Below are 11,808 nucleotides of genomic sequence, written 5' to 3'. Positions count from 1 at the left end.
ATCTCGGTCGACGAACTCGAAGGCACGAGCACTCGCGACAACGGCGTTGGCGTTTCCGGTATCGTTTCGGCTTCGCTCGGCGGCGTTTCCTTCGACCTGCTCGGCGGCTACGACTCTGAATTCGAAGAAGGCGCGATCCGCGCTCTGCTCTCTGCAGACCTCGGCCCGGGCGTCTTCCAGCTCGCTGGCGTCTGGGCTTCCAACCCGAACGCTTACTGGAAGGCTTCGGAATGGACCGTTGCGGCTTCGTATCGCTACAACGCCACCGACAAGCTCGCCATCACCCCCGGCGTTCAGTACTGGGATAGCCTGCGCACCGGCAACGACTTCAACAACGATCTCGACAAGTGGCGCGCTGGCGTTACGCTCGACTACAAGATCACCGAAGGTCTCGCGACCCGCGTTTCGGTTCAGTACAACCAGGAAGACCTGACGGCTACGACCGACCGCGACTACGTTTCGGGCTTCGTCCGCCTTCAGCGTAACTTCTAATCCGACTAAACCCGGATGCAAGAAGCCCGCACTTCGACAGAAGTTGCGGGCTTTTCCTTGTCTAGGCAAAGTAGAATGCGTTGTCGTTGCTGGCGTCAGCGATCAAGAAGCCGGCGTTGGCTCGCCCAGAGACAGCATCAACCGGTTCGCCCAGTTGAAGAATGCGGCACCATGGATCACGTCGGCGATCTCCAACTCGTCCAGGCCGGCCGCCGCGAGCTTGGCGATGTGGTCCTCGCCGAAGGCCGGTGGTGTTGCGGTCAGGGCAACAGATGCGGCAACGATCGCATTCCACCGTTCGCCGAGATCGGCCTCGACGCCATCGTCGAGCAACGTCTGCACGTCCTTGCCGCGCTTCGAGTGATGCGATGCGAAGCGCGAATGAACAGAGGCGCAGAAGATGCAGCCGTTATAACGTGACGCTGCTGTTGCTGCCAACTCGCGTTCCGCGCGCGGCAAGCCTGAGCGGGTGTTGTAGAAGATGTCCTTGTCGGTCTTGGTGCGCGCTTCCAGCACCTCAGGATCGCGCACGAGCAGGCGGAAGTAGGGTGATTTTGCACGCGCAGCTTCGACGAGGCCCTTGAGATGGCGCTCGGTCAGATCGTCTTCGGCCAGAGGCTGCAGCCAAGGTGTCCAGCCGATTTCATCCTGGGTGAAGACGACGGGTGGGTTGGCGACCTCGGGGATAATGGCATGTTCGGTCATTCACGGGTCCTCTCGATTTTTAGGCGGCGGCGCGCTTCGATGCGGTAGACAGGAGAGAAAGACCCGCGATCACACGGATCTGAAACGCGACGAAGGAAACCAGCTGCGACAGGGTGACGATACCATTCGTGGTCCAGCCTGCGTCCAGCAAGGCTTGAAGTGCCTGCGGATTGGCGTCACGGAGATGAAAGACGAGCAGATGGGCGTGTTCGAGCGCGGCCGACAGCTTGCGGCCGATCGCCTGGCGGCTCGCCTCAGAGACCCGATAAGTCGGACCGGGCGCGTTCTCCGCGTTCAAGGGCCCGATCGGATAGTTGCCATAGGGACCCGTTGCCCGCCCTGCCCCGATCTCCGCCTTGAGCACTTCGATCAGCCAGCGGTTCGCGCCGCCTTCTTCAATCGGATTGGTGTAGAATTCATAGATGTCCGCCTGGCGATGGAGGCCCGCGACGAAACTCGCGATTGCGTGCCGCTCCACCTCGGACACGTCGCCGAAGTCTTCCGGTTGAAAGAGCGAGAGATAGCTCTTCTGGGCTTGTTCGCGGGTCTCCGGCCGTTGCGCACGGATGCGGTCGAGTGCCGATCCGGCAGTAATGCCGGCAAGCAGGTCGATGATATCGGGTGACGTGAGGGTCATGGCTTCGTCTCCTTGGCGATTATGGACTACAGGTGCTCGGCTCCGGTTCAACCAACGGCGCCGAAACGGCGTGCATGGAACTTTTCCTGCGGCGACCAGCCGAGCGCCGGCGCAACCTTGGTCGCAATGAGCTCGATCGAGCGCAGGATCAGGGGGTGTGGCGGATCGACCGAATGGACCTGGAAAACGAGATCGGTGACACGCTCCAGCGTCCCGTCGGCGCCAAGGCTTTCGATGACGTCGTCAACCGTGCCGACATGCACATCGAAAGCGGCAATCAGATCGGCGAGAGAGTTGCCGGCAACCTTGTGACCAGCGGCGATCAAGCGCTCAGCGCCCCGCCTCAGCCCAACGTCCGCGAGCCGCAGCGCTTCGGCGCGACTATCGGCGACAAACAGGCTTCGGGAGCCAAGAATGCGCGGAGCGCGGCCCGATGGAAGCGCGTGCAGGTAGGCATCGATGATCGGGTTCTGAAGGCCCGCCAAGGAGGCGTTGGGGTTGTCGTTTTGGCGCGGCTGCGTGCGCGACAGCATCAGCCCGTCGCCCGCGCGGCCGGCGCGCTCGCCGCCGGCGACCGAGAACGTCGCCTGCCAGATACGGTCGAGCAATTGGGGCGCTGCCGGATAGAGGCGATCGCCGCCGGCAAGCGCGCGCCCGGCCCAGGCGTCCAGTACGGTTTGCAGGTGGCGGCCGAAGATTGTACCCCGCTCGGCGCTTTCCAGGCCAAAGGCCGTGAAGGAGGACGGCGTTCCGCCGGTACCGAAGCCAACCTCCAGTCGCCCGCCGGAAAGCAGATCGAAGACGGCAGCGTCTTCCGCCACCCGGATCGGGTTTTCGAGAGGCAGGGTAATGACGCCGGTACCGAGGCGAATGCGTGTGGTCTCAGCCGCAACATGGGCAAGGAAAACCAGGGGAGCCGGGAGGCCGCCTTCGTCTGCATGGAAATGGTGCTGCGCGACCCAAGCCGTGTCGAAGCCGAAGCGCTCAGCCGTCACGATCTGCTCCTTGGCATAGTAATAACGCGTGCCGGCCGGCACGTCGTCGAGCAGGCGTGTGAAGAAGCCAAGGCGTTTGCGTGGGATCGTCTCTGTCATGGTCATTCCTGTCTATAGTGCCGGTACGTCAGGCAGCCGCCCGGCGTGTGCGTCCGGGGATGGCGTTGATGAGTTCGCAGGTGTATTCGCTGCTCGGCGCCTCGAAGATCTCGGAAACCACTCCGCCCTCGACAAGCCGCCCGTCCTTCAGCACCGAGACGGTGTCTGAGATCTGCCGTACGACGGCGAGATCGTGGGATACGAAGAGGTAGGTGAGGCCAAGGTCGCTCTGGAGCTCGGCAAGCAGATCGAGGATGCGTGCCTGTACGCTGACATCAAGTGCGGAAACCGCTTCGTCCAGCACGACCACTTGCGGATCAAGAACCAGCGCCCGGGCAATAGCGACGCGCTGGCGCTGACCTCCGGAAAGCGCATGCGGCCGCCGCAACAGCGCGTCCTCAGGCAGGCCTACCCGGGAGAGGATCGTCCGCACCTTCTCTTCACGATCGGCGCGCGCAAGCCGTGAGAAATTCAAGAGTGGCTCGGTAACGATTTGCAAAACGCTCTGACGCGGATCGAGGGAGCCGTAGGGATTTTGGTAGACGAGTTGGATTTTGCGGCGGAACTGCCGAAGATCCTCCCCCTTCAGGCCGGAGACCTCGATACCGTCGATTTCGATGCGGCCTGCCGTCGGCTTGTCGAAGCCGACGATGTTGCGGATCGTTGTCGTCTTGCCGGAACCTGACTCGCCGACGATAGCGTGGGTCGTGCCACGACGGACACGAAAACTCAGATCGTTCACCGCGCACAGGCGACCGCGACCGTCGTCACGAGGGAATTCCCGAACAAGACCCTCAACGACAACGACATCATCCTGAACGCCTACTCCAGGCGATCGGATCGGGCGCTTGACTGGCGCCGTAAACGAAGGTGCATCCGCCAGCAGTTGCCGCGTGTAAGCGCTCCGCGGAGCAGCGAGAATGACGCCGGCGGCGTCCTGCTCCTGGATCCGGCCCTTTTGCAAAACGACGAGCCGATCTGCCCGATCGGCTGCAACACCAAGATCATGGGTCACCAGGAGCACGGAAGTGCCATACTCGGCCCGCAGCTCGTCGATGAGGTCGAGAATGCGCTTCTGCACGGTGACGTCGAGTGCACTCGTCGGCTCGTCGGCAATGATCAATTGCGGCTTCAGGGCGATAGCGATCGCGATCAGGACGCGCTGGCGCATACCGCCTGAGAGCTCGTGCGGATATTGTCGCGCACGCAATGCCGGTTCGCTCAGGCCGACACGGGCAAGAAGAGAGAGCACCCGACCCTCGATCTCCTCAGAGTGCAGTGCTCCGTGGATTCGGAAGATCTCGCCGATCTGCGAGCCGATCGTCTTGATCGGGTTGAGCGAACTGCCCGGATCCTGCGGCACCAGACTGATCTTGACGCCACGCACCGTGTCCAGCTGCCGGTCCGACCAGCGGGCGATATCGGTTCCGTTGAGCTTGATACTGCCACTTTCGACCCTGCCGTTGGCCGCCAGCAGGCCGATGATCGATTGCGCCGTCGTCGTCTTGCCGGAGCCGGATTCGCCAACAAGTGCCACGACTTCTCCGGGATTGATGCGAAACGAAACATCGTGAACGGCGCGCCGCTCGGCATGACCGTCGCGATAGGCAATGCACAGGCCCTCAACCTCGAGAACGGGAGGAAGCGGTTTCGCTACAACGGTCATGCTGAGGTCTTTCCGAAGGATTGGCTGATGCGATTGGCGGCGAGCACGACCAGCACGACCACGATGCCGGGAGCGGTTGTCAGCCACCAGGCGGTCGAGATGTAATTGCGACCCTCGGCGATCAGCAGCCCCCATTCGGGCGTCGGTGGCGGCGCGCCATAGCCGAGAAAGCCGAGTGTAGAGATCTGCAGTACGGCCGAGCCGAACTGCAGGGATGCGAAAGCGAGAACTGAGGTGAGCGCATTGGGCAGGACATGGCGCCACAGGACCGCTGCAAAGGTGCCGCCGCTTCCAAACGCGGCCTCGACGTAGTCGCTGCGGCGCACACGCACGACTTCGGCGCGCGCCAACCGGGCGAAGCCCGCAACCGACGTGACGCCGACCGCAATTGCCGCATTCACGGTGCCGAAACCGAGCAGGATGATGATGCTGAGCGACAAAAGCAGCGGCGGGATCGACAAGAGCACGTCGATGATGCGCATGATGACGTCGTCCAGACGGCGCCGGACCGAGCCGGCGACCACGCCAAGACCGGTACCGATCACAAGTCCCAGGCTGACGGCGACAAAGGCACCCGTCAGTGAATGAACGGCGCCGTAGACGATGCGCGCGTAGAGATCCCGACCGAGCGCGTCAGTGCCGAGCAGATGCTCGCCACCGGGCCGTCTTAATTGCTCGCCACCGACGCCTTCGAGCGGGTTGTAGCCGGTAAAGAGCGATGGCGCGACAGCCCAGAGGAACGCCGTGCCGAGGATAAGCCAGGACAAGACCAGCCCCGGAGATGTGCGGCGCAACTGCGATGCTGCGCCTGAACGCCATCCGCCTTGCCGCTTTGCTTCCGCGACGACGTCATTGTGAAGCGTATCGAAAGTCGTCATGCGGCGGCTCCAGCTTTTGTCCTGAGACGTGGATCAAGCACCGGATAAAGCAGGTCCACGGCGAGGTTGATGATCACGAAGCCTAGCGCCGAAAGCACGACGATGGCCTGGAGTACGGCCGCGTCCTGGCTACCGACCGCCCGTTCGGTGAGGCCGCCGATGCCGTTCAATCCGAAGACGGTTTCCGTTACGACGGCCCCGGCGATCAATTCGCCGAGAAGGACGCCGGCAATGGTCAGTGTCGGCAGAAGCGCATTCTTTGCCACGTGTCGCGAGAGGACCCAGAACCTGCTCGCCCCCTTGGCGCGTGCCACGGCGACGAAGGGGCGGGTCATCGCGTCATCGATGTTGCGCACGAGCACCTGGGCGAGCGGTGCTGAGATCGGCACGGCGAGCGTCAGGACGGGCAAGATCAGTTCCTGCCACGGGCCGGGATTGATGACCGGCACGAGCTTCAGCCGGAAGGAGAAAATCTGGATCAGCATGATCCCGAGCCAGAAGGTCGGGATCGAAATGAAGAGCGAGGGGATCGATTGCAGCGCGCCTCGCAGCCAGGCGAGTGGCGTAAGGCTGGAGAGAAAGGCGATGATGACCGCGAGGACCGAGGCGAGGAGAAAACCGAGCGTGGCGAGCATCAGCGTCGCTGGCAGATGTGCGGCGAGCAGGCTGCCAACCGGAACACCGGCCTGAACCGAATAGCCGAAGTTGCCGGTCAGGAAGTTACCGATCGTGCGCAGGTATTGCACGACGACAGGGCTGTCGACCGCATACGAGGATCGGATTTCGGCGACCTGCGCTGCGGTCAGGCCAAGGTCCGGATTCTGGAACTTAATGAGGACCGCATCGCCGGGCATGGCCTGCAGCAGCACGAAGGAGATCGTGAAGGCGGCCCACAGGACGAACAGGGCTTGTGCAGCACGATTGAGCAAGTAGGCGGACATGATCCGTTCCTTTGCATGCGGATTTCAAGGATGAGGGCGGCCAACGTGATCGCGTTGGCCGCGGGACCGATCAATGTTCGGCAAGCCAGGTGCTGTAGAAGCTCGGGCGTCCGACGGCCTCAAACGCGACACCTTGGACATAGGGCGCGCCGGCATAGGCCTGCGGCTCCTCAAAGATCGGGATCGCATAGGCCTGATCGACAACGTAGTCCTGGACCTCACCCGCGATCGCGAACCGCTTTTGCCGATCCGGCTCGGAGGCGAGCGCCTCGAGCAAGCCATTCAGCTTGTCGTCGACGAAGCTCTGGACCTTGTCGCTGAACCCGCCTTTTTGACGCAGGACATCGCGGTTCTTCGGATAATACTGGCTCTTGATCACATCCGGATCGGCGCGACCGACCATGGCCGGAGAAACCGGCGTCTTCAGCGGATCGAGATCGTCCACGGTCTTGCTGCCGCTGTCGCCGGCCAGCACGCTCAGCTTCACGCCGATCTTGCCCCATTGCTGGGCGACCAGCTGCAGCGTCTCTTTGTTCTGCGGTTGCGGCAGCGATTCATAGGCCGTCAGCACCAGCTCCTTGCCGTCCTTTTGACGAAGACCATTGGCGCCGACCGACCAACCGGCCTCATCAAGAAGGGCTTTGGCTTTCTCTGGATCGAAAGCAAGCTTGGCCGAGATGTCCTTGTAACCGAGGGCCGACGACGCGATGATCGACGTTGCCTGTGGGTAATTGGCCGAAAAGAGCGTCGTAACGATCTCCTTGGTGTCGGTCGCATGAAGCAGTGCCTGACGTACCTTGACGTCGGCCACCAGCGGGTTGTCCGGGCGGAAGACGACGCTGTTGTTCACGCCGCGCGTGGACGGTGCGTAGATCTGGTAGTCCTGTGCCTCGACTTGGCTCTCGTCATAGGCCTGGACCTGCCGGATGAAATCAGCCTGACCCGCAAGCAATGCGCCGATCCGCACGCTGTCTTCGCCGGTGATGATGTATTTGATGCCGTCGAGATAGGCGCGGCCCTGATGCTCAAGTTTGGCGGGGCCCCAGCTGTATTCCTCTCGCGCCGTGAGGTTCAGCTCCTTGCCGATCGTCTCGCTCTCGACCACGAACGGACCAGAGCCGATGATCTTCGTTGCGTCACCAAGTTCTTCGAAAGGCAATGCGAGCGTGCTCGCAGCGACAAGACCGGAGCCGATGACCGACGTGCCCTGCAAAAAGCCCGGCGACGGCTTCTTGAAGTAGAATTTAACGGTCAGCGGATCGATGACTTCGCTGCGTTCATAGTTGTTGATGACTTCGGAAACCGGCTGTTTCAGCGCCTCGTTGCCAAGACCGAAGACATCATAGTTTTTCGCGATCGCGGTGGCATCAAGTGGCGTGCCGTCGGAAAAGGTGACGCCTGGGCGGATCTTGAACGTGTACTCGGTCGCATCCGCATTGACGGTCCACGACTCGGCAATCCACGGCTCGATCTCGAGCGTCTTCGGGTTCTGATAGGTCAGCTTGTCAGTGATCTGGTTGAGGATGCCCCCGTTCGGATAAAAGCCCCCGGCCGGCGGATAGAGGTTGGTATGGGCCTGCTGCTCCAGATAGATCAGCGTGCCGCCCTTGACCGGTTCCGTTCCCTGCGCTTGGGCGCCTGACAGGATGAGGCCGGAAGTTGCAAGGGTCGCCAGGGTGAGCGCCAGCCGTTTCAGTTTCGTCGTCATGAGAGCCTTCCTTCAAAAATCCGAAGGCTATGGTACGACCGTGGGCGCCATTATCAATTAAATCTAGTAAATTAATATGCTATATGTTTTGGCCGAACGGAAAGAAGCATCTAGCGCCTCGCCACGACGGGGATAATTGTCCCTTCCTGTGTTTTTCCCACCGAATTCGAGGGGCTGTGGGTCATACCTGTGTGGAAAGAAACACACTGATAACCACCGCCACACACGCGACATGGACACATGCTTGATTGCGCGCGGCATTGACAACATTGTCATCATCCGTTGAAAAATCTCGGCAATTCCTTTGAACCTCCCAAGGATCGTAAGCATTATGGAAAGCAACAAAGTCCTCGTCGTCGGCGGTGCCGGCTATATCGGCTCGCACACCTGCCTCGAACTCGCCAACAAGGGGTTCGAGCCCGTTGTCTATGACAATCTGTCGAACGGCCACGAGGAATTCGTCAAATGGGGCGTGCTCGAAAAGGGCGATATCCGCGACCGCAAGCGGCTCGACGAGGTGCTTGCACGCCATAAACCCCGCGCCATTCTGCATTTTGCCGCGATGATCGAGGTCGGGGAATCGGTGAAGGATCCGGTTTCCTTCTACGACAACAACGTGATCGGCACACTGACCCTGCTGTCCGCCGCCCTGGCCGCTGGCGTCGAGGCGTTCGTCTTCTCGTCGACCTGCGCCACCTATGGTCTGCCGGAGAGCGTGCCGATCGATGAACAGCACCGCCAGGCGCCGATCAACCCTTACGGCCGGACGAAGTGGGTGTGCGAGCAGGCGCTGAAGGACTACGGACAATATAAGGGCCTCCGCTCCGTAATTCTCCGCTACTTCAACGCTGCGGGCGCCGATCCCGAGGGCCGCATCGGCGAATGGCATGAGCCCGAGACGCACGCGATCCCGCTGGCAATCGATGCTGCACTTGGCCGGCGCCAGAGCTTCAAGATCTTCGGCACGGACTATGACACGCGTGACGGCACCTGCGTGCGCGACTACATCCACGTGCTCGACCTTGCCGACGCACACGTTCGCGCGGTCGAGCATCTGCTTGCCGGCGGCGAGAGCGTCGAACTCAATCTCGGAACGGGCACCGGCACGACCGTCAAGGAACTGCTGACGGCGATTTCCGACGTTTCGGGGCGTGAGTTCCAGGTCGACCTCGTCGACCGACGCGAGGGCGACTCGACGACGCTGGTCGCCAACAACGACAAGGCGCGCGACATTCTCGGCTGGGTCCCGAAATACGATCTCACCGACATCACCCGCACGGCCTGGAACTGGCATTCCCGCCGCAATCAGGGCATCTGAGATCTGTATGGGCATCCGGTGCGGCAACCATCGCCGCACCGGGTCGTTTGCGGGCTGTCAGGCCGGGCGCTGCACCGGATTCGAAAAGAGCCCGGAACGCAGGCGCTGCGTCAGTGGCTTTTCTACAAGCCAATAGGCACAAACGCCCAGCGCTGTCCCCGACGCGGCGGCAAGGAGCGCGGACGGCAGCGGGCCCACACCGACCAGCGCACAGGCCTTGACTACGACTGAAATGGCGAAGGTGTGCCAGAGATAGATTGAATAGGACGCATCGCCGAGAAGCACCGCCAGTCCACGTGGACGAAACCAACCGCCTGGCTCGAGCGCCAGCGTGCCGATCATAAGCATTACGGCCAAGGGGCCGAGAACAAGTTCGTCGAAAGGCAGGCCAAGGACGGCCAGAGCGGTGAAACCTGTAACCGCCGCCGCGATCAGCACCAGGCCGAAACCTGTGCCCGGCACCCTCCCCCGGAGCCAAAGCTCGGCAACGATCATGCCCGCTACGAACTCAAGAAGGATCGGCCGGGTGTAGGTCTGGAAAAGCGCATTGTCGCTGCCGAACACCTGGCCAACCGTGACCAGCATCAGGAATCCCGTTGTCATCGCAAACAGTCGTCGCGACCGCGGCAGCAATAGCGTCATGGCGAAGACGGCGTAGAAGAACATTTCGTAGTTCAGAGTCCAGCCCTGCACCAGAACCGGCCAGATTTCACCGTTGCTCGGAGAGCGCATTGGAATGAACAGAAACGAACCGGATACGTGACCGATGCTCAAAATGAGATTGGGAAACAGGCCGGCAATGCCGCCAAGAACCATGACCGCCGTTGCGAGCCAATAGATCGGCGCGATCCGTTGGATACGATCGCGCAGAAAGGTGAGCGGTGACATCGGCCGTCGCGCGCTGATCACCCACATGATGAAGCCGCTGACCACGAAGAAGACATCGACCCCGGCCGAACCGATCGCGAAGTGAAACCCGGTCCGCTCCGCGGCGTGGAAGACGACGACGCCGAGGGCGGCAACCGCCCGCAAATACTGAATGCCGAAAATCGTCGTCATCCTACCTCCGCTCACCGGTTCATCGGTACTTCAGCAGCTGTGGGGCGTGTGAAATAAGCAGCTGAGGGCGGACCTCGGCGGGCCGCCGCCGGCTGTCTTGCGGCAGCGTCAACTTGCCCGCGGCAAAATAGAGCAAGAACGAACCGACGTGGTACGGATTGAGGATGTCGATCTCCACGAAGGAGCGTATCAACAACAGCACCGCGATACCGAAGAGCACCGAGGATTGCGTGTCATGGTCCGCCGTCAGTAGCCGCTTGGTGTGGCCAAGAACCGTTACCAGCAGGATGCCCGACAGGAGAACGAGCCCGATCGCGCCGGTCTCCACCATCGCCTCGATAAAGGTGTTGTGGAAATGAAAACCCGAGCGTGTCGCGATATAGAATTCTTCCCAAAGCCGCTCCGGCTCAGAAAACCCCTGGACCCAATAGGCTTGATAGCCAACGCCGACAACGGGTGAAGCCATGGCGGCTTCAACGCCCTGCTGCCACAGATAGGTTCGTCCGGTGAGTGTTGAATCCTTGCCGAAGAGGCCGAGAATGAAGTCGACGCCACCGCCATAGACAGCCGCGACCGCCACCATCACGCCACAGACGGCAGCGGCGAGAAAGAGGCCCTTACGATGGTTCGGCGACAACAGGCCGACGACACGCATGCAGAGCCATAGGCCGACGATCACGGCGGTGGTCAGCACCGATGTGGCGGATTGCGAAGCCAAAAGACAATAAGCTGAAAGCAGCCCGACCGTGCCTGACGCTGCCAGCCACAGACCCCGCTCGCCGAGCGCCACGGGTGCGACGAAGGCAAAGTAGATGCCGAGCGAGGCATAGAAGCCCAGTTGGTTTTTTGAGGCGAAGGCGCCGACGAAACTGTAGGTGCCGTCGAGTGGGTCCAGATGATAGACACCGAAGAGCAGCGAATAGGCGAGCACGACACCGGTCCCGACCACTGCGCCGCGTGCCAGCGTTTTGACATTGACAAGCCGCATGGCGATGAGCGCACAGACGACATGTGAGAGGTACTGGATACCGGCACGCGCTGTTATCGACGGTGCCGCCGACCAGAAAACCGACAGACAGGCGAAAACGGCAAAGCCGAGGATCCAGAGACGCCAGCCATAGTTGCCGAGCACGCGACGGTAGTCGACAAGCACCAATGGCAGCCACAGCGCATAGTAGAGCAGGATCGATGCCTGTCCGAAGCGCGAGGAATAGGCGAAGACGAAGAATGATAGCGCGATCGCAACGGTGCCATAGACACCATTGCGATCAGGGGAAATCAAGCTCGCCTTCGAAATTTTCACGACCAAT

Annotated in this window: 11 protein-coding genes; 2 read left to right on the top strand and 9 right to left on the bottom strand. The window is 61.5% G+C overall.

All coding sequences use genetic code 11. The annotated features are described in order from the left end of the window. The coding region (locus BBX50_RS21070) for a porin (RefSeq protein WP_139108844.1) at window positions 1–492 on the top strand (492 nt) is incomplete at its 5' end. Between the two features lie 102 nt (window positions 493–594). Here the strand turns inward: BBX50_RS21070 and BBX50_RS21065 are convergent. The 7 genes from BBX50_RS21065 to BBX50_RS21035 all read right to left on the bottom strand — a co-directional run bounded on the left by BBX50_RS21065 (window position 595) and on the right by BBX50_RS21035 (window position 8,121). Next, window positions 595–1,197 (bottom strand): alkylhydroperoxidase domain protein, encoded by a 603-nt coding sequence (locus tag BBX50_RS21065; RefSeq protein WP_065777282.1) that lies wholly within the window; start codon window positions 1,195–1,197, stop codon window positions 595–597. 19 nt (window positions 1,198–1,216) lie between these two features. After that, a complete protein-coding gene (locus tag BBX50_RS21060) occupies window positions 1,217–1,834 on the bottom strand; it encodes a CMD domain protein (RefSeq protein ID WP_065777281.1) in 618 nt (205 codons plus the stop codon). Window positions 1,835–1,881: 47 nt separating this feature from the next. Further along, window positions 1,882–2,928: a putative FMN-dependent luciferase-like monooxygenase gene (locus BBX50_RS21055; protein ID WP_201723505.1), complete on the bottom strand. Its 1,047-nt coding sequence runs from the start codon at window positions 2,926–2,928 to the stop codon at window positions 1,882–1,884. A gap of 28 nt (window positions 2,929–2,956) precedes the next feature. Continuing rightward, entirely contained in the window at window positions 2,957–4,594 is a 1,638-nt protein-coding gene (locus BBX50_RS21050; protein ID WP_065777280.1) for an ABC transporter ATP-binding protein, read from the bottom strand. Then, on the bottom strand, window positions 4,591–5,472 hold the full coding sequence (locus BBX50_RS21045) for an ABC transporter permease (RefSeq protein ID WP_065777279.1): 882 nt from the start codon (window positions 5,470–5,472) through the stop codon (window positions 4,591–4,593). Before BBX50_RS21045 ends, BBX50_RS21050 begins: the two co-directional genes overlap by 4 nt. Beyond that, the gene (locus BBX50_RS21040; protein ID WP_065777278.1) at window positions 5,469–6,413 is read right to left on the bottom strand and encodes an ABC transporter permease; all 945 of its coding nucleotides are present in this window, start codon (window positions 6,411–6,413) and stop codon (window positions 5,469–5,471) included. The genes BBX50_RS21045 and BBX50_RS21040 overlap by 4 nt, the downstream gene beginning before the upstream one ends. A gap of 70 nt (window positions 6,414–6,483) precedes the next feature. Next, window positions 6,484–8,121 (bottom strand): TIGR04028 family ABC transporter substrate-binding protein, encoded by a 1,638-nt coding sequence (locus BBX50_RS21035; protein ID WP_065777277.1) that lies wholly within the window; start codon window positions 8,119–8,121, stop codon window positions 6,484–6,486. Window positions 8,122–8,452: 331 nt separating this feature from the next. Between BBX50_RS21035 and galE the strand changes: the two genes are divergently transcribed. Continuing rightward, window positions 8,453–9,439 carry a UDP-glucose 4-epimerase GalE gene (gene galE / locus BBX50_RS21030; RefSeq protein ID WP_065777276.1) on the top strand — a complete coding sequence of 329 codons (987 nt, stop codon included), beginning with the start codon at window positions 8,453–8,455 and terminating at the stop codon, window positions 9,437–9,439. 57 nt (window positions 9,440–9,496) lie between these two features. Here the strand turns inward: galE and BBX50_RS21025 are convergent, their stop codons facing one another. Beyond that, on the bottom strand, window positions 9,497–10,498 hold the full coding sequence (locus tag BBX50_RS21025; RefSeq protein WP_065777275.1) for an acyltransferase: 1,002 nt from the start codon (window positions 10,496–10,498) through the stop codon (window positions 9,497–9,499). Between the two features lie 19 nt (window positions 10,499–10,517). After that, window positions 10,518–11,801 (bottom strand): O-antigen ligase, encoded by a 1,284-nt coding sequence (locus tag BBX50_RS21020; protein ID WP_065777286.1) that lies wholly within the window; start codon window positions 11,799–11,801, stop codon window positions 10,518–10,520. Between the last annotated feature and the right edge of the window lie 7 nt (window positions 11,802–11,808).

Source organism: Ensifer sp. LC11, assembly GCF_001695835.1.
GTDB lineage: Bacteria > Pseudomonadota > Alphaproteobacteria > Rhizobiales > Rhizobiaceae > Ensifer.
The sequence above is the reverse complement of the archived record's forward strand: the minus strand, read 5'-3'. Positions and strand labels throughout refer to the sequence as shown.